The sequence below is a fragment of the Actinomadura sp. NPDC000929 genome (genome assembly GCF_040492065.1).
GTDB lineage: Bacteria > Actinomycetota > Actinomycetes > Streptosporangiales > Streptosporangiaceae > Spirillospora > Spirillospora verrucosospora.
Genome location: NZ_JBEUPA010000107.1, coordinates 1 through 17,159 on the forward strand (window position 1 = coordinate 1; position 17,159 = coordinate 17,159).

At 73.7% G+C, this 17,159-nt stretch carries 16 protein-coding genes; 11 read left to right on the top strand and 5 right to left on the bottom strand.

Features of this window, described 5'->3' with window-relative positions; translation table 11 throughout:
- Positions 1-73: 73 nt before the first annotated feature.
- The gene (locus ABWI04_RS29485) at positions 74-1,408 is read right to left on the bottom strand and encodes a pyridoxal phosphate-dependent aminotransferase (RefSeq protein ID WP_345176307.1); all 1,335 of its coding nucleotides are present in this window, start codon (positions 1,406-1,408) and stop codon (positions 74-76) included.
- A gap of 145 nt (positions 1,409-1,553) precedes the next feature.
- On the opposite strand from ABWI04_RS29485, the gene ABWI04_RS29490 reads away from it, so the two are divergent.
- From ABWI04_RS29490 to ABWI04_RS29510, 5 genes are all read left to right on the top strand, one after another.
- On the top strand, positions 1,554-2,480 hold the full coding sequence (locus ABWI04_RS29490; protein WP_345176304.1) for a LysR family transcriptional regulator: 927 nt from the start codon (positions 1,554-1,556) through the stop codon (positions 2,478-2,480).
- Positions 2,481-2,786: 306 nt separating this feature from the next.
- The gene (locus ABWI04_RS29495; protein ID WP_353834489.1) at positions 2,787-3,494 is read left to right on the top strand and encodes a VC0807 family protein; all 708 of its coding nucleotides are present in this window, start codon (positions 2,787-2,789) and stop codon (positions 3,492-3,494) included.
- Between the two features lie 209 nt (positions 3,495-3,703).
- Complete coding sequence (locus ABWI04_RS29500; RefSeq protein WP_345176363.1) at positions 3,704-4,846, top strand: L,D-transpeptidase; 1,143 nt, start codon at positions 3,704-3,706, stop codon at positions 4,844-4,846.
- Between the two features lie 193 nt (positions 4,847-5,039).
- The gene (locus ABWI04_RS29505) at positions 5,040-6,233 is read left to right on the top strand and encodes a L,D-transpeptidase (protein WP_353834490.1); all 1,194 of its coding nucleotides are present in this window, start codon (positions 5,040-5,042) and stop codon (positions 6,231-6,233) included.
- 60 nt (positions 6,234-6,293) lie between these two features.
- Positions 6,294-7,613, top strand: a complete 1,320-nt coding sequence (locus ABWI04_RS29510; protein WP_353834491.1) for a glycosyltransferase family 4 protein — start codon at positions 6,294-6,296, stop codon at positions 7,611-7,613.
- Here ABWI04_RS29510 and ABWI04_RS29515 read toward each other — a convergent pair.
- Positions 7,603-8,106, bottom strand: coding sequence for a mycothiol transferase (locus tag ABWI04_RS29515; protein WP_353834492.1), 504 nt, complete (start codon positions 8,104-8,106; stop codon positions 7,603-7,605). The two genes, ABWI04_RS29510 and ABWI04_RS29515, sit on opposite strands and share 11 nt — an antisense overlap.
- 228 nt (positions 8,107-8,334) lie before the next feature.
- On the opposite strand from ABWI04_RS29515, the gene ABWI04_RS29520 reads away from it, so the two are divergent.
- Positions 8,335-9,306 (top strand): anti-sigma factor RsbA family regulatory protein, encoded by a 972-nt coding sequence (locus ABWI04_RS29520; protein WP_353834493.1) that lies wholly within the window; start codon positions 8,335-8,337, stop codon positions 9,304-9,306.
- Positions 9,307-9,374: 68 nt separating this feature from the next.
- Entirely contained in the window at positions 9,375-10,445 is a 1,071-nt protein-coding gene (locus ABWI04_RS29525; RefSeq protein WP_353834494.1) for an ABC-2 transporter permease, read from the top strand.
- Here the strand turns inward: ABWI04_RS29525 and ABWI04_RS29530 are convergent.
- Both ABWI04_RS29530 and ABWI04_RS29535 read right to left on the bottom strand, forming a co-directional pair.
- The gene (locus ABWI04_RS29530) at positions 10,428-11,651 is read right to left on the bottom strand and encodes a sensor histidine kinase (protein WP_353834495.1); all 1,224 of its coding nucleotides are present in this window, start codon (positions 11,649-11,651) and stop codon (positions 10,428-10,430) included. The two genes, ABWI04_RS29525 and ABWI04_RS29530, sit on opposite strands and share 18 nt — an antisense overlap.
- Complete coding sequence (locus tag ABWI04_RS29535) at positions 11,648-12,304, bottom strand: response regulator transcription factor (RefSeq protein WP_179834554.1); 657 nt, start codon at positions 12,302-12,304, stop codon at positions 11,648-11,650. The genes ABWI04_RS29530 and ABWI04_RS29535 overlap by 4 nt, the downstream gene beginning before the upstream one ends.
- Positions 12,305-12,484: 180 nt before the next feature.
- On the opposite strand from ABWI04_RS29535, the gene ABWI04_RS29540 reads away from it, so the two are divergent.
- The 4 genes from ABWI04_RS29540 to ABWI04_RS29555 are packed head-to-tail and all read left to right on the top strand — an operon-like array spanning position 12,485 to position 15,958.
- Positions 12,485-13,027 carry a hypothetical protein gene (locus tag ABWI04_RS29540; protein WP_353834496.1) on the top strand — a complete coding sequence of 181 codons (543 nt, stop codon included), beginning with the start codon at positions 12,485-12,487 and terminating at the stop codon, positions 13,025-13,027.
- On the top strand, positions 13,027-14,070 hold the full coding sequence (locus ABWI04_RS29545) for a peptidoglycan-binding protein (RefSeq protein WP_345176288.1): 1,044 nt from the start codon (positions 13,027-13,029) through the stop codon (positions 14,068-14,070). The genes ABWI04_RS29540 and ABWI04_RS29545 overlap by 1 nt, the downstream gene beginning before the upstream one ends.
- Positions 14,067-14,753: an ABC transporter ATP-binding protein gene (locus ABWI04_RS29550; RefSeq protein WP_345176286.1), complete on the top strand. Its 687-nt coding sequence runs from the start codon at positions 14,067-14,069 to the stop codon at positions 14,751-14,753. The genes ABWI04_RS29545 and ABWI04_RS29550 overlap by 4 nt, the downstream gene beginning before the upstream one ends.
- Positions 14,750-15,958, top strand: coding sequence for an ABC transporter permease (locus ABWI04_RS29555; RefSeq protein ID WP_353834497.1), 1,209 nt, complete (start codon positions 14,750-14,752; stop codon positions 15,956-15,958). The genes ABWI04_RS29550 and ABWI04_RS29555 overlap by 4 nt, the downstream gene beginning before the upstream one ends.
- Positions 15,959-15,993: 35 nt before the next feature.
- On the opposite strand, the gene xylA is transcribed toward ABWI04_RS29555, so the two are convergent.
- On the bottom strand, positions 15,994-17,151 hold the full coding sequence (gene xylA / locus ABWI04_RS29560) for a xylose isomerase (protein WP_353834498.1): 1,158 nt from the start codon (positions 17,149-17,151) through the stop codon (positions 15,994-15,996).
- Between the last annotated feature and the right edge of the window lie 8 nt (positions 17,152-17,159).

Here is a 17,159-nt window from a genome sequence, read left to right on the forward strand (position 1 = left end):
CGAGCCCGGCGAGGAGCACCACACCAACGGTGAGCGTGGTGGCCTGTGGCGTCACGCGGACCGTGCTCCCCCCTCAGACGAGCGCCGGCTCACCCACCGTGACGCTCGCCGACAGGTCGTCGAGCACCTCGCTCAGACGGTCCAGGGCCGCCGCGATCCACGGCAGGGACGCCGGGGCGGGCGAGGCCAGGGCCGCGAGGCGCTGCTCGTCGTCCTCTCCGTAGAGCAGGCTCGGCGCCACCCGCATGCGCAGCGCCGCCGGGGCGTCCCCGAACGAGCTGCCGGGCAGGACGCCCATTCCGTACCGTTCCAGGAGAAGGTGCGTGAGGTCCGCGCCCGTCCGGATGCCGTGGTCGGCCTCCAGCTTGTCCCGCATCGGGCCGAAGTCGGGATAGAGGTAGAAGGCCGCTTCCGGACGCACGACCCGCGCGCCGGCCGCGGCGAACCGGTCGGCGACCGCGCCGGCGACGGCGCCGTGCAGGCGCCTGCTGCGGTCGACGTGCTCGACCAGCTCCGGCGGCTCGGCGAACGCGAACGCGGCGGCGTGCTGCATCGGGGCCGGAGCGCTGGACCAGATCTCGCTGGCCACCCCGAGCAGGCTGTCGCGCAGGGCCCGGCCGAACGGCCCGTCCGGCAGCCGCGCCACCCCGATCCGCCATCCGCCGGCCGCCAGGCTCTTGCTCAGCGCGGTCGTCACGACGGTCCGCTCGGGGGCGTACCGCGCCGGGCTCGGCACCGTCGTGCCGGGCACGTGCACCAGGTCGCGGTAGATCTCGTCGGAGATGACGACCAGGTCCTGTTCGCGCGCGACCGCGCACAGCCGCCGCACGGTGGCCTCGGAGGCGATGGTCCCGGTCGGGTTGTCCGGGAGCGTCACCACGACGGCCCGCACGTCGCGGCCCCGGGCGCGGGCCCGCACCACCGCGTCGGCCAGCAGCGCCGGGCTCGGGACGCCGCCCTCGCCGGGAGGCGTCGCCACCCGGATCGGCTCCACGCCCGCCAGCGACGCCTGCGCCGCGTAGCTGACCCAGCTCGGGGCCGCCACGACGACGTCGCCGCCCAGCGCGGTCAGCAGGGCGAACAGCAGCGGCTTGCTGCCGGGGCCCGCGACGACCGCGGCGGGGTCGGTGGGCAGCCCGCGGCGGGCCCAGTATCCGGCCGCGGCGGCGCGCAGCGCGGCACTCCCGGCCACCGGGCCGTAACCCCCCTGGCCCGCGGCGGCGCCGAGCTCGCGGGTCAGGGCCGGATGTATCGGTATCCCGGCTTCTCCGAAGCCGAGGGGAAGCACGCGCTCCCCCCTCCTGCGCTTGCTGGCGAGCGCCTCGTTGACCGCGAGCGTGGCGGACAGGGGGACCGGGCGCGGCTCGAACGACAGCGGCCGGACGGCTGAGGGCAGGTTCTGGGGCATGAGCACTCCATTAGGGCATGACAGATTCACGGAGGGTAATCGTGGAATCCCCGTGTGTTGCGACCCGGCCGGGTTCGACTAACTCTTGCCCTCAACGAGCATCATTACAAGCGAGTCTCGCCGATGCTGACCGTAAGATGGGCTGATGCTAGAGCTGCGCCGCCTGCGGCTTCTCGCCGAGTTCTCCCGCCGCGGCAGCATCGCCGCCACCGCCGCCGCCCTGGGCTACACGCCCTCGGCGGTCTCCCAGCAGCTGGCCGCCCTCGAACGGGAGGCCCGCGTCCCGCTGCTCGACCGGACGGCGCGCAGCGCGGAGTTGACCGACGCCGGCCGCCGCCTCGCCGAGCGCGCCGAGGAGATCCTCGGCCTCGTGGAGACGGCCGAGGCGGAGCTGTCCGCCCAGGCCGACGCGCCCATGGGCCGGGTCGTGGTCACCGCCTTCCCGACCGCGGCCGTCGCGTTCGCCCCCGCACTGGCGCAGAGCCTCGGCGACCATCCCGGGCTCACGTTCGTGCTCCGGCAGACCGCGCCCGGCACCGGCATCCGCCAGGTGCAGAACGGCGAGGTCGACATCGCGCTGATCGACGACTGGACGGGGAAGGTCCCCGACCAGTCGCCCGCGGCGCTGGAGTTCTTCCACCTGCGCCGCGACCCCCTCGTCCTGGTCGTCCCGGACACCCATCCCATGGCCCGTCCGGACCGGCCGGTCGAACTGCAGCGGCTGCGGGACGAGCCGTGGATGGCGGCGCCGGCCGGGGAGCCGTCGCGGCAGGCCGTCGAGCGGCTTCTGGACACGGTCGGCGGCGCCCGCCCTGTACCGTGGGAGTTCGAAGGCCTCCACACGATCCTGAGCCTCGTGGCCCGCGGCATCGGTATCACCGCGGTGCCGGCGCTGGCGCTCGCCGCCGGCGACCAGGGCGTGGCGGTCCGGCGCATCCCCGAATGCAGGCTGGCCCGAGAGGTCTACGCCGTGACCCGCACCGCCAGCGTGCGCAGGCCGTCCGTGGCGGTCACCCTGCGCGCGATCTACGCGGCCGCGAAAGAGGTCCAGATCACCGCGCCCGAGTCCTGAAAAGGGTTTGGGGATACCCGGAAGAAGTCCCTCGTGACCTCTGCCGGAACGCGGAAATAAGCCGGAGAGGCGGGTTCGGACCTGGCCGCATCCGGCCTTGATTCGCACCAAGGGGGCGTCGAGGCCGAACTAACAGGGGAAACGGCTGCGCGGGGACGGATCCGTCGAAACCGGACGGACGCGCGCGGATCATCACGTACGGTGGGGCGAATCGTGAGCACATCCGAGACCATGTACACCGATCGGGGAGCGCAGCGCTCGATGGAACGACCGGCGACCATGACAGCGGAAGAACCACCAGGCCTGGTGCGGGCACCGAAGCCGCAGGACGGCCAGGGGGCCGCGGGTGGCCACCACATCTTCGAACTGCCGCGGGTGACCGCGCTGCTGATGCACGCGCTCCCGCGCTTCGTCGAGGGGGTCATCGCCCCCGTCGCGGTCTTCTACGCCGCCCTCGTGGTCCTCGGCCTGAACGGCGCGCTCGTCGCCGCCGTCGCCTGGGTGTACGGCGGGATCGTCTACCGGTACGTGCGCGGGCACCCGGTGTCGGGGATGCTCATGCTCGCCGCGGTCGGCGTGACCGTCCGCGCCGCCCTCGCCGCCGCGACGCACAGCGCCGTCGTCTACTTCCTCCAGCCGACCCTCGGCACGCTCGCCGTCAGCATGGCCTTCCTCGCCTCGGTGCCGCTCCGGCGGCCGCTCGCGATGAAACTCGCCAAGGACATGGCGCCGATCCCCGACGCGTTCTACAAGAACGCCCGGGTCCACCAGTTCTTCCTGCGGATCTCGCTGCTCTGGTCGGCGGTGCTGCTCACGAACGTGGGCGTCAGCCTCTGGATGCTCTTCAACGAGTCGATCAGCATGTACCTGTGGTTCCGCACCGGCATCGTCGCGGGCCTGGGAGCGGTCGGCATCGCGATCTCGGTCTGGGGCTTCAAGCGCGTGGTGCGCCACGTCAACCGCGAGCCCGCTGCGGCGGCCGCCCCCGCGATCGCCCCCGCGGCCGGCGCCTGACCGCGCCGTCTTCGGCCCCCGTTCGTCCCCTCTGTCCTCCTCTCACCCTGCTCTGGCCGTGCTCTGACCCTCTCTGAGCAGCGAATCTCCGCTGATGTCCGAACCTGGGCGTGATTCAGGGCGTCTCCATCCTTAGATAGATTTCACCTACACGGGGTGAATGTTTGAGGTTGGGGGAGTCAGTGGTGACAAAGGGTCGGTTGGGGCCTGTGGTGGCCGGCGGGACGGGAGCGCTGGCGCTGCTCGTGACCGGCTGCTCGATCGGGGGCGAGGGCAAGCTCGCCTCGGGCGGGTCGGACACGACCGTGACGATCACGCCGGCGAACGGGACCGCCCAGGTCAAGCCGGACGGCACGATCGAGGTCAAGGCCTCGGGCTCGAAGCTGAGCAACGTCACCGTCCAGGGCGGGGGCGCCGCGATCTCGGGGAGCTACGGGGACGGCCGCAAGACGTGGCGTTCCACCCGCACCCTGACCCCCGGGACGTCCTACACGGTCACGGCCCAGGCCGGCGAGGGCGGCAAGGCCCGCACGGTCACCAGCTCGTTCACGACGCTGAAGCCCGCCCAGACGCTGTCGATCGCGGACATCACCCCGAACCTCGCCGGGGAGAAGGTCGGCGTCGGCATGCCGATCTTCGTCCGGTTCAACCGGCCGGTCGCCGACAAGGCCGCGGTGGAGCGGACGCTGCGCGTCAGCCCGGAGAAGCCGGTCGAGGGCGCCTGGCGCTGGGTCGGCTCCGACCAGGTCATCTACCGGACCAAGACGTACTGGCAGCCGCACCAGACGGTCCGCTTCCAGGCCGACCTCGCCGGGGTCAACGCGGGCGGCGGCGTGTACGGGGCCAAGGACGCGCGGGCGACCATCACCATCGGCGCCGCGCAGATCACCACCGGCGACATCGGCGACCACCACATGACGGTGACGCGGGACGGCGAGAAGCTGCGCACCGTGCCGTTCAGCGCCGGCAACGGCCAGACGCGGGAGTTCACCACCACCAGCGGCGTCCACCTCCTGATGGAGAAGGGCAACCCGGTCACGATGACGTCCCCCGGACGCAAGGAGGGGGACGCGGGCTACTACAAGACCGTCGTGAACTACGCGGTCCGCTTCTCCAACAGCGGCGAGTACGTGCACTCCGCGCCGTGGTCGGTCGGCTCCCAGGGCTCGGCGAACGTCAGCCACGGCTGCCTGAACGTCAGCCCCGCCAACGCCAAGTGGTTCTACGACGTCATGCAGCGCGGCGATGTGATCAAGCTGACCGGGACCGATCGCGAGGTCGAGTGGGACAACGGCTGGAGCGTCTGGCAGCTCTCCTTCGACAAGTGGCGGGAGGGCAGCGCGCTCCGCTGAGTCGGCTGCCGGGGGCGGGGGAGGGGCGACGAAACCTCCGTCTTGCAACGCTTTGATCTCAGCCACCCGCAAAAACCCTGGGACATGGCATGATCGTCGACTTTTGTCGCTAATGTCGCTCTGGTAGACGGCGGGGTTCTGGAGGTCAACGGTGCAGCGGAGGCTTTCCGCAGGGGTTCGGGCTGGCGCGGGAATGGCGGGGGTCGTCCTCCTCTTCACGACGGCCTGCAGCGGAGGAGAGAAGGACTCCGGCGTCACCGTCGGAGAGAAGGGCGACGCGAGCGTCCCGCAGGTGACGATCAACCCGGGCAACGGCAACACCAAGGCCAGGCCCGAGGACGGCGTCGTCGTCACCGCCGCGGGCGGGACGCTCGAACAGGTCTCGGTCACGCTCAAGGGCAAGCCCGTGGACGGCACGATGGCCGCCGACAAGACCAACTGGAAGTCGCGCACGCTGCGCCCCGGTGCCAAGTACCAGGTCACCACGGTCGCCAAGAGCCCCAAGGGCAAGACGGCCACCGTCAACGCCGTGTTCGCCACGCTCAAGGCCGCCGGCGAGCTCAGCATCGTCGACATCACGCCGAGCAAGAACGAGAAGGTCGGCGTCGGCATGCCGATCCAGGTGGTCTTCAACCGGCCGGTGGCCGACAAGAAGGCCGTCGAGAGCGCTCTCGAGGTCAAGTCGACCACGCCCGCCACCGGCGCCTGGTACTGGCTGAACGACACCACGGTGATCTTCCGTACGAAGAACGGGACCTGGTGGGCGCCCAACCAGCAGGTGACGTTCACCGCCAAGCTGGCCGGGGTGAGGTCGGGCAAGAGGACCTACGGCTTGACGGACTACACCCGCGGGTTCCGCATCGGCGACGAGCACATGGTCAAGGTCAGCACCAAGACGCACAAGCTCGTCGCCACCAAGAACGGCAAGAAGATCCGCAGCTGGGGGATCAGCGCCGGCCGCGGCGGCCGCGTCGTCAACGGCGTCGACACCTACCTCACCACCAGCGGCATCCACCTGACCATGGGCAAGGAGAATCCGGCGATCATGACGTCGGAGTGGATGGGGGTCAAGCCCGACGACAAGGCCAACGGCGGCTACAAGGAGGTCATCCCGCACGCGGTGCGGATCTCCAACAGCGGCGAGTACATCCACTCGATGGCCGCCACGACCTGGGCGCAGGGCCGCCAGAACGTCAGCCATGGCTGCCTCAACTCCCCGCCCGCCGCCGCCCGCTGGTACTACCAGTGGTCCTACCGCGGCGACCCGGTGATCATCACCGGCACCAAGCGCAAGCTGGACCCGATGAACGGCTGGAGCTACTACCAGATGTCGTGGGACCGGTGGGTGAAGGGCAGCGCCCTCGACCGAACCGTGACCACCGGCTGACCATGGCCGGGCCCCGCCCCGGGAACGGCCCGGACACGGCCGTCGGCGATCGGGGACCCGGTGAACCAGCCAGCGCACCCGCTGCGACTGCGGCGCCGCCTCCGGCGCAGGGCGCACCGCGTCCTGCGCCGCGCGGCGCTCTGGACGCTGCGCCCGCTGCGGCGAAGGCGCCAGCCGCCGCCCGGTGACCGGCTCCGCGTCCGCGTCCTGCTGCAGAACGCCCACGGGACGGGCGGGACGATCCGCACGGTGCTGAACCTGTGCGGCCACCTGGCCCGCGACCACGACGTCGAGATCGTCAGCGTGCTGAAGCGGAGCCGGAGGCCCTTCTTCCCGCTCCCCGCCGGGGTCACGGTCACCTACGCCGACGACCTCCTGGGGCCCAAGGGGCGTTCGGCCCGCCTGCTGTCCAGGCTGCCGAGCCTCCTGACGCCGGCGGACGAGGCGTCGTTCCGCCACATGAGCCTCTGGACGGACGTGTGCCTGCTGCGCCGCGCCGTCTGGCGCGCGGCCCCGCCCGACGTGCTCATCGGGACCAGGCCGTCCCTCAACCTCCTGGCGGCCGAGCTGGCGCCGGCCGGGGTGGCGACGATCGGCCAGGACCACATGCACCTCGGCGCCTACCGGCCCGTCCTCCGGCGGCAGATCGTCCGCGCCTACCGCCGGCTCGACGTCGTCACCACGCTCACCGAGGCCGACCGCGCCGAGTACGAGGCGGCGCTCGCGGGATCCCCCGTGCGCGTCGTCCGCATCCCGAACGCCGCGCCCGCGCTGCCGGAGCGGCCGTCGCAGCGCGTGCACAAGGTCGTCGTGGCGGCCGGGAGGCTCGTCCACGCCAAGGGTTTCGACGTGCTCCTGCGCGCGTTCGTGCCGATCGCCGCCGAGCACCCGGACTGGACCCTGCGGGTCTTCGGGGGCGGGCCCCGGCGCGACCGGCTCCGCGCGCTGATCGACGACCTCGGCCTCGGCGGGCGGGCCGAGCTGTGCCCCCGCACCCGGGACCTGCACGGGGAGATGGGGCGGGCGGCGGTCTACGCGCTGTCGTCGCGCCGCGAGGGCATGCCCATGGTCGTCATCGAGGCCATGGGGATGGGGCTGGCGGTCGTGGCGTTCGACTGCCCGACCGGGCCGGCCGAAATGATCGTCCACGGCCGGGACGGGCTGCTCGTCCCCGCGGGGGACGTGGACGCCCTGACCGCGGCGCTCCGCGCGGTGATCACGGACTCCGGGCTGCGGGACCGCCTGGGCGAGGCGGCCCTGCGGTCCGCGCGGGCCCACCACCTGGACCGGATCGGCCCCCGGTGGTCCCGCCTGATCCGCGAGCTCGTCCCCGCCGCCCCGCCCCCGCGGCGGGCCCGGCGGGCCGGCGTCAGCCCCTGAGCAGGCCGCGCACGTAGGCGGCCTGGCCCGCGTGCTGGAGGTCGTCGGAGATCACGCTGACCAGCCGGACCGCCAGCGTGACCGGCGGATCCCACGCCCGGTCGACGATCCGGGGGAGGTCGGCGTCGGTCAGCGCGGACACGTATCGGACGGTCCGGGAGTGGACGGCGTCGTGATAGCCCGTGAGCAGGTCGGCCTCCACCCGGACGGCGGCGACGTCGTCCGGAGTGTGGCCGTATCCGGTGTCGGAGGCGTCGAACGGAAGGGCGAAACGGTCGGCCCAGCCGTCCCGCGTCCACACCTGGTCGGTGCCGGCGACCCCGGCGACGTGGTCGTCCTGGATACGGGTGAGGTGCCAGACGAGCCACGCGATCGAGTTGGCGTCCTCGGCGGGGCGGCGGGCGAGCTGCGGCCCGCTGAGGCCTCCGACCGCCCCGTGGACGACCTGCCGGATCCGGTCGAACGCGTCGGTGAGCAGTTCAGCACTGGTCATTGGTCCGACGCTACCGTGGCCCGGCCCGGCCTCCAGGCTCCGGCCCCCGCATCCGGACGCGTCGCGAGGGGGATTTCGGCGTTCCGCTTGATACTCCTTGTGATCGATACGATCCTTGCTGTAGTCGATCGGGAGGTCATCTGCCGCGGCGACGACCTGCCCGCCGGGGCGCGCCCGCGGACCACGGCGTGACGGCGCGCACCCGTGCCGTTGGAAGGGGGACCGGGGGTGAACGGCTCCGCGTTCGTGCACCAAGGCTGCGTCTACTCCAGCGACGACGAATTCTTACGGATGGCGGTCCCGTTCATCGACGAGGGGCTCCGGCGGGAGGAGCCGGTGCTGGTGACCACCACGCCCGTCAATCTCGGCCTGGTGCGGACCGCCCTCGGCCGGCACGCCCGCAACGTCGACTACGCCGAGTCCGCGTCCTTCGGCCGCCGCCCGCCGCAGCGCGTCGCCGCGTTCACCGGCTACCGGCACCGGCATCCCGGCGCCGCGCGCGTCCGCATCCTCGCCGAGCCCGTGTGGGCCGGACGGTCGGCCCGGCAGGTCGAGGCGTGGGAGTGCATGGACTCCGCCCTCAACGCGGTCCTGGCCGGCACCGGCATCCACATGGTCTGCCCCTACGACGCCCGCACCCTCGAACCGGAGATCGTCGGCAACGCCCTGCGCACCCACCCGCACATGGTGGACGGCACCGACGTGGCCGCGAGCCCGGGGTACACCGAGCCGGTCGCCTTCGTCCGCGACCGGGCGGCGCCGCTGGCCGCCCGCCCGGACGACGCCGTCACCGTGCCGTTCACCGGCGACCTGGCCCGGATGCGGCACACCGTCGTGCTGGAGACGGCGCTGCTCGGGCTGTCCGGCGAGCGCTTAATGATCTTCGCGGCGGCGGTCGGCGAGATGCTCACCGGCGTGCCCGGCGCCGGGGGCCGCCGCCCGAGCGTCGCGCTGTGGGGCCGGCCCGGGGAGGTCGTCTGCGACGTCGACCTGCCCGCCACCGCGTCCCTCGATCCCTTCATCGGCCTCCACCCGCCGACGCTCGATCCGCGGCCGGGCGACGGCATCTGGCTCGCCCGGCAGATCTGCGACCACCTCGACGTGCGATCCGGGCCGAGCGGCACCACGGTCCGGCTGCACACCCCGACCCTGCGCGACACCGACACCGACACTGACACCTGCGGCGGCGCCGGTGCCTGACCCGGGTCCCGGTGCCTGAGCCGGGCGTCCGCGCAGTTGGCGGGCCACCGAATGGGTAGGCGACCGGCATGAGCACTCCCGCGCCCGACCGGCGCCCGCCCGACCGCGGGTACGCGGCAGAACTGCGCGACGCGGTGACGCTCCGTGCGTTCGCCCTGATCAGCGGGGTCCTGCTGCTGCAGTTCGGGTTCATCCTGTCCTACATCGGCGCGTTCCATTCGCCGGCTCCGCACCGCGTCCCCGTCGCGGTGGTCGCGCCGCCGGCCGTGGCGGGCCAGGTCGTCGCGCGGGTGAACGCGCTGGAGGGCGCACCGCTGAAGGCCCGCACGGCGCCCGACGCGCAGCAGGCCCGCCGCGACATCCTGCACCGGGACGTCGACGCGGCGATCATCGTGAACCCGCGCGGCGGCACCGACACGCTCCTGGTCGCCTCCGCCGCCGGCCCGGCGCTCGCCGGCACCGCGACCGACGTGGCGCACCGGCTGGAGACCGCCCAGGGCCGGCAGGTGACGGTCGTCGACATCCGGCCGCCCGGCCCCAAGGACGGCCGGGGCCTGTCCTCCTTCTACCTCGTCATCGGCTGGGTCGTGGGCGGCTACCTGGCGGCGGCGATCCTCGCGGTCGCGGGCGGCGCCCGCCCGGCCAACGCGCGCCGCACGGTCATCCGGATGGGGGCGCTCGCCCTGTACGCGGTCGTGTCGGGGCTCGGCGGCGCCCTCATCGCCGGCCCGCTCCTCGGCGCCCTTCCGGGCCACTTCTTCCCGCTCTGGGGGATCGGGGCGCTCGTGGTCTTCGCCGCGGCGGCCGCCACCGCCGCGCTCCAGACGTTGTTCGGGCTCGTCGGGATCGGCCTGGCGATCCTGCTGTTCGTCGTCCTCGGCAATCCCAGCGCCGGCGGCGCCTACCCGGTCGCGCTCCTGCCGCCGTTCTGGCGCTCGATCGGCGGGTGGCTTCCTACCGGCGCGGCCACCACCGCCGTCCGCAACACCGTCTACTTCTCAGGCAACGCCACGGCGCACGCGCTTTGGGTGCTGGCAGGGTGGGCGCTCGCCGGGGCGGTCGTCGCCCTGGCCGTGTCCGCGCTGCGCCCGCGGACGACCGCCCCGGCCGAGGGGGCCGCCTCAGCCCGGAGGGCTTGACACCGGCAGCCGGACGGTGACGACGAGGCCGCCCCCGGGGCGCGGCGACGCGGTCACCGTGCCGCCGTGGGCCGTCGCGGTCGCCCGGACGATCGACAGTCCGAGGCCCGAGCCGCGGTCGGAGCGCACCCGGTCGTTGCCGAGCCTCCGGAACGGCTCGAAGATCGTCTCGATCTCGTAGGCGGGGACCGTCGGGCCGGTGTTGGCGACCGTGAGCTCGGCCCAGCCGTCCCGGACCCGGGTGGCGACGTGCACCTCGCCGCCGTCGCGGTTGTGCCGGATCGCGTTCTCCACCAGGTTCTGCACGAGCCGCTCCACCAGCACCGGATCGCCGGAGGCGGGAGCCGGGCCGAGCAGGCGGTCCGCGGTCACGCCGCGGCCCTCCGCCTCGGCGGCGGCCTGCCGCAGGACGTGCCCGGCGACGTCCGCGAGGTCGAGCGGCCCGGCGTCGACCACGACGTTCTCGGTCCCGGCGAGGGTGAGCAGCCCGTCGATGAGCCGCTCGTGCCTGCCGTTGACGACCAGCAGCGACTCGCCGAGCCGCTTGACGTCGTCGGTGGCGTCCGGGCGCCGCACCGCCACGTCGACCAGCGTCCGGTTGATGGCGAGGGGGGTGCGCAGCTCGTGGGAGGCGTTCGCGACGAACCGGCGCTGCCCGTCGAACGCCCGCGCCAGCCGGCCGAGCATGGTGTCGAAGGTGTCGGCCAGCTCCTTGACGTCGTCGCGCGGGCCCTCGTAGGCGATCCGCTCGGTGAGGTCGTGGCTGCGCGCGACGCGGCGGGCCGTCTCGGTGATCGCGTGCACGGGGCGCAGGGCCCGGTCGGCGAGAAGCCAGCCGAAGCCGAGCCCCGCCGCGCCCACCAGGCCGAGCGCGATCCCGCCCTGGGTGAGCAGCGCGTTGAGAGTTTCCCGCTGGTAGTCCGCACGCCCCTTGATCAGGGCGCCCTGCACGCGCCGCACGGTGAGGTCCGACTCCTTCCCGGGCATCGGAGCGGCCTCCTTCACGGCCGCGGGTCCCGCGGCCGTGAAGACGCGGTCCTGCGCGGGTTCCCCCTGCCTCTGGAGACTGTTCTGGACGAGAAGGTAGGTCAGGCCGAGCAGCACGATGCCCGCGCCGAGGAACAGGCCCGTGTAGAGGATGGTCAGCCGCAGGCGGATCGTCGGCCGCAGCCGGCCGGCGAACCCCGCGGTGCTCGCGGCGCTCATGGGATCCGGTACCCCACTCCCGGGACGGTCTCGATGACCGGGGGATCGCCGAGCTTGCGGCGCAGCTTCATCAGCGTCACCCGGACGGTGTTGGTGAACGGGTCGGTGTGCTCGTCCCACACCTTCTCCAGCAGCCGCTCGGCGGACACGATCGTCCCGTCGGCGCGCAGCAGCTCGGCCAGCAGCCCGAACTCCTTGCGCGCCAGGTGGACGTACCGGCCGTCGCGGTACACCTCCTGGCGGGACGGGTCGACCCGGATCCCGGCGCGCTCCAGCGCCGGCGGGGCCGCCGGGCGGGCCCGCCGGCCGAGCGCGAGGATCCGCGCCACCAGCTCCTCGAACGCGAACGGCTTGGTGAGGTAGTCGTCGGCGCCGATGCGCAGCCCGTCGACCCGGGCCGGGACGGTGACGGCGGCGGTGAGCATCAGCACCCGCACGAGCGCGCCGGACTCCACCACCGCGCGGCACACGTCGTCGCCGTGCACGACCGGCAGGTCCCGGTCGAGGACGAGCACGTCGTAGTCGTGCACGCCGAGCCGCTCCAGCGCGGCGTCCCCGTCGTAGACCACGTCCACGGCGAGGGCCTCCGCCCGCAACCCCTCGGCGATCGAGTCGGCGAGCATCCGCTCGTCCTCGGCGATCAGTACCCGCACGTCCGCCACCCCTGCCGCTCCTTCGGACCCGCCCCCCGGCGCGTCCCGCCGCCCCAGCTTCGGGCAGCGGGCGTAACGCCGGCATAACGCGATCCGGTTACGCCGGGGTTACCGGCCGGAGGCTGGACTTGCGGTCGCCGCCGGCGCACCGCCCGGCGGAGACGACGAGGAGACGACCCGATGCGACGACGTATGCTCGCCGCGCTGGCGCTCGCCCCCGCCCTGGCCATCGGCGCGCAGGGCTGCGGGGGCGGGGACGGCGGGGGCGGCACCGCCAAGGCCGCAAGCGACGACCAGAAGATGCGCGAGTTCGCCCGGTGCATGCGCGCCAACGGGGTGGACATGCCCGACCCGAAGAACGGACGGATCGAGATCCGGGCGTCCGCCAGGCCGGGCGGCCCCCGCAAGGGCGGCGGGCCGGAGACCGACGGCAGGATCCAGGCGGCGCAGAAGAAGTGCGCGCACCTGATGCCGAACGGCGGCAAGCCGCCCAAGCCGAAGCCCGAGGAACTGGCGAAGATGCGCGCGTTCGCCAAGTGCATGCGCGACAACGGCATCGGCGCGTTCCCCGACCCCGAGCCGGACGGCGGCATCAAGATCCAGGCCGGGAAGGGCACGGGGGTGAACCCCGAGAGCCAGAAGTTCAAGAACGCGCAGAAGGTCTGCGCCAAGTTCTCGCCCGACGGCGGCAAGGGACCCGTGACGAGCCGGGGCGGCGACTAGTGGCCAGGACGCGCACCATCGTCCTCGGCGCGGCCGGGGCGGTCGTGGCCGGCGGCGCGGGGCTCGCGACGGTCGGCCTCGGCGGCGGCGGCGACACCGCCGCCGCCCGCAGCGCCCTCCCGCCCGCGACGGCGGCGATCGAGCGCACCACGCTCACCGAGACGCAGGACGTGGACGGCACGCTCGGCTACGGCGGGACCCGCACCGTCGCCGGCGCCGGGCGCGGGACCCTCACGTGGCTGGCGGGTCCCGGCTCGGTCGTCTCCAGGGGCAGGGCGGTGTACCGGGTCGACGACAGGCCGGTGCCGCTGCTGTACGGCAGGCTGCCGCTGTACAGGACGCTCGCCGAGGGGACGAAGGGCTCCGACGTCCTGCAGCTCGAACGGAACCTGCGGGCACTCGGCTACACCGGGTTCACCGTCGACAGGACCTACGACGCCGCCACCGCGGCGGCCGTGCGGCGCTGGCAGGACGCCCTCGGCGTCGGCGAGACCGGCCGGGTCGCCCCCGGCGCGGCCGTCGTCGCGTCCGGCCGGATCCGGATCGCCGAGCGCAAGGCGAACGTCGGCGACCGCGTCGGCGGGCCCGTCCTCACCTACACCGGCACGACCCGGGTCGTGTCCGTCGACCTGGACGTCGAGTACCAGCGGCTCGCGAGGAAGGGCGCGGAAGTGGAGATCGAACTGCCGTCCGGAGACACCGTCACGGGGCGGATCTCCTCGGTCGGGAAGGTCGCCAAGGAGGGGGCGCAGGACCAGCCGACCACCGTGGAGGTCGAGATCGCGGTCGCCGGCCGCGCGAAGCTCGGCTCCTACGACAAGGCGCCCGTCGAGGTGCACCTCACCGCGAACCGGCATCCCGGCGTCCTCGCCGTGCCGGTCGGCGCGCTGATCGCCCGGGGCGACGGCGGCTACGCCGTCCAGGTCGTCCAGGACGGGCGGGTCCGCACGGTGCCCGTCGAGACCGGGGTGTTCGCCGGGGGCCGGGTCGAGATCTCCGGACCGGGCCTCGCGGAGGCCATGAAGGTCGGGGTGCCGGCATGAGCCCGGTCGTGGAGCTCAGGGAGGTCACCAAGACCTATCCGGGCGGGGTCACCGCGCTCGACGCGGTGTCGCTGACCGTCGCGGAGCGCGAGCTCCTCGCGATCGTCGGGCCGTCCGGATCGGGGAAGTCGACGATGCTGCACCTGCTCGGCACGCTCGACCGGCCGAGCGCCGGCACCGTCCTCGTCGAGGGCGGGGACGTGTCGCGGCTCACGGACCGGCGCCTGTCCGCGCTGCGCGCCCGGCGGATCGGCTTCGTGTTCCAGCAGTTCCACCTCGCCGCGGGCGTGAGCGCGCTCGACAACGTCGCCGACGGGCTCCTGTACGCGGGCGTTCCGCAGCCGCAGCGGCGCCGCCGGGCCCGCCACGCGCTGGAGCGCGTCGGGCTCGGCCACCGGCTCGGCCACCGGCCGCACCAGCTGTCGGGCGGCGAGAGGCAGCGGGTCGCGATCGCCCGCGCCGTGGTGGGGGAGCCCGCGCTGCTGCTGGCCGACGAACCGACCGGCGCGCTGGACTCGGCGTCGGGCGCGGGCGTCCTGGACCTGCTGCGCGAGCTGTCCGGCGGCGGGACCACCGTCGTCCTGATCACGCACGATCGGGACATCGCGGCGCTGCTGCCCCGGCAGGTGCGGATGCGCGACGGCAGGATCGTGCACGACGACGCACGGGTGGGGGCGCCGTGAGCGGGAGGACGGCCTCCGGGGACGCCCCGGCGAGGCTCGGCCCCGGCGACGTGCTGCGCGTCGGCGCCGCCGGCCTCCGGTCCCGGCCGACGCGGGTGTTCCTGTCCGCCCTCGGCATCGCGATCGGCATCGCCGCGATGATCGGCGTGGTCGGCATCTCGACGTCCAGCCGGGCGCAGCTGCAGGCCACCCTCGACCGGCTCGGCACGAACCTGCTCACGGTCGGCCCCGGCCGCGACCTGTTCGGCGGGGACGCCGCGCTGCCCGAGGAGTCGGTCGGCATGGTGGCGCGGATGCCGGACGTGCGGTCGGCGTCGGCGACGGCGAAGCTGGAGGACACCTCCGTCTACCGCAACGACCACATCCCGGAAGGGGAGAGCGGCGGCATCAGCGTCCTGGCGGCCCGCCTCGACCTGCCGCGGACCGTCGGCCTCACCATGGCCGCCGGCACCTGGCTCAACGCGGGGACGGCGCAGTACCCCGCCGTCGTCCTCGGGTCGGCGGCGGCCGACCGGCTCGGCGTCTCGACGCCGAACACGCAGGTGTGGCTCGGCTCCCAGTGGTTCACCGTCGTCGGCGTCCTGGAGCCGAACGGGCTGGCGCCGGAGCTGGACTCGGCCGCGCTCGTCGGCTGGGACGCCGCCGCGTCCCGCCTCGGCTTCGACGGCCACCCGACCACCGTCTACACGCGGGCCCGCGAGGACGCCGTGGAGAAGGTGCGGGACCTGCTCGCGGCGACCGCGAACCCGCAGGCCCCGAACGAGGTCGAGGTCAGCCGGCCCTCGGACGCGCTGGCCGCGCAGCAGGCCGGCGACCGGGCGTTCACCGGGCTGCTCCTCGGCCTCGGCGGCGTCGCGCTGCTGGTCGGCGGCGTCGGCGTCGCCAACACGATGGTGATCTCCGTGCTGGAGCGCCGCGCCGAGATCGGCCTGCGCCGCAGCCTCGGCGCGACCCGGGGCCAGATCCGGCTCCAGTTCCTCGCCGAGTCGCAGATGCTGGCCGTGCTGGGCGGCGTGGGGGGCGTGGCCGCGGGCATCGTGGTCACCGCCGTCTTCGCCGTGACGCAGGGCTGGCCGACCGTCGTCCCGGTGTGGGCGATGGCCGGCGGCATCCTCGCCACCCTCGTCATCGGCGGCGTCGCGGGTCTCTACCCCGCACTACGCGCAGCCCGCCTGGCCCCCACGGAAGCACTGGCGGCCCCGTGACCACGACGTGCCACGGGGCCGCTGCCCCTGAGAAATCAGCGCACGCCGTAGAGGTGCTCCAGGGCGAGCTGGTCGAGGTGCTCGAAGGCGGTGCGGCGGGCGCCGAGGGCCTCGGCGTCGGCGGTGGCGTCGCGGACGGAGCGCCAGTCCTCGCCGTCGGCCAGCGTGGGCTGGGCGAGCTCGTCCAGCTTGGCCTCGCGCAGGGCGTCCTGGACGTCGGGGTCGGCGCGGAACGCGCGGACCTTCTCGCGCAGGATCAGCCAGTTGCGCATGCACGCGGCCGCCGACTCCCACACGCCCCGGTCGTCCTCGGTGCGCGGCGGCTTGAAGTCGAAGTGGACCGGGCCGTCGTAGTCGCTCTGGTCGATCAGGTCGACGACCCAGAACGCGCCGCGCGCGTTCCCGGCGCCGAACCGCAGGTCCTGGTCGTAGCGGGGGCCGTGCTGCCCGTTGAGGTCGATGTGGAACAGCTTGCCCTGCCACAGCGCCTGGGCGAGGCCGTGCGCGTAGTTCAGCCCGGCCATCTCCTCGTGCCCGACCTCGGGGTTCAGGCCGACGGTGTCGGGGCGCTCCAGGGTCTGGATGAACGCGAGCGCGTGGCCGATCGTGGGGAGCAGGATGTCGCCGCGCGGCTCGTTCGGCTTCGGCTCGATCGCGAAGCGCAGGTCGTAGCCCTGGTCGGCGACGTAGGCGCCGAGGACGTCGAACGCCTCCTTGTAGCGGTCCAGCGCGGCCCGGACGTCCTTGGCGGCCCCGGACTCGGCGCCCTCCCGCCCGCCCCAGCAGACATAGGTCCGGGCGCCCAGCTCGGCGGCCAGGTCCAGGTTGTCCATGACCTTGCGCAGCGCGAAGCGGCGGACGTCGCGGTCGTTCGCGGTGAACGCGCCGTCCTTGAAGATCGGGTGGCCGAACAGGTTCGTGGTGGCGGTGGTGACGACCAGGCCGGTCTCGTCGAGGGCCTTGCGGAACGCGTCGATCGCGCCCTGCCGCTCGGCGGGCGAGGCGTCGAAGTCGAACACGTCGTTGTCGTGGAAGTTCACGCCGTAGGCGCCGATCTCGGCCAGCTCGCGGACGGCGCGGTCGGCGGGCATCGGCGGCCGGGTGCCGGGGCCGAACACGTCGACGCCCTGCCAGCCGACGGTCCAGACGCCGAACGAGAAGCGGTCCTCGGGCGTGGGCGTGTAGTCGCTCATGGGGTTCT

What these genes read in the sequence shown, in the direction of transcription:
- ABWI04_RS29485 (WP_345176307.1), bottom strand. Translation starts at nt 1,408, where the DNA reads ATGCCCCAGAACCTGCCCTCAGCCGTCCGGCCGCTGTCGTTCGAGCCG.
- ABWI04_RS29490 (WP_345176304.1), top strand. Translation starts at nt 1,554, where the DNA reads ATGCTAGAGCTGCGCCGCCTGCGGCTTCTCGCCGAGTTCTCCCGCCGC.
- ABWI04_RS29505 (WP_353834490.1), top strand. Translation starts at nt 5,040, where the DNA reads ATGGCGGGGGTCGTCCTCCTCTTCACGACGGCCTGCAGCGGAGGAGAG.
- ABWI04_RS29515 (WP_353834492.1), bottom strand. Translation starts at nt 8,106, where the DNA reads ATGACCAGTGCTGAACTGCTCACCGACGCGTTCGACCGGATCCGGCAG.
- ABWI04_RS29525 (WP_353834494.1), top strand. Translation starts at nt 9,375, where the DNA reads ATGAGCACTCCCGCGCCCGACCGGCGCCCGCCCGACCGCGGGTACGCG.
- ABWI04_RS29530 (WP_353834495.1), bottom strand. Translation starts at nt 11,651, where the DNA reads ATGAGCGCCGCGAGCACCGCGGGGTTCGCCGGCCGGCTGCGGCCGACG.
- ABWI04_RS29540 (WP_353834496.1), top strand. Translation starts at nt 12,485, where the DNA reads ATGCGACGACGTATGCTCGCCGCGCTGGCGCTCGCCCCCGCCCTGGCC.
- ABWI04_RS29550 (WP_345176286.1), top strand. Translation starts at nt 14,067, where the DNA reads ATGAGCCCGGTCGTGGAGCTCAGGGAGGTCACCAAGACCTATCCGGGC.
- xylA (WP_353834498.1), bottom strand. Translation starts at nt 17,151, where the DNA reads ATGAGCGACTACACGCCCACGCCCGAGGACCGCTTCTCGTTCGGCGTC.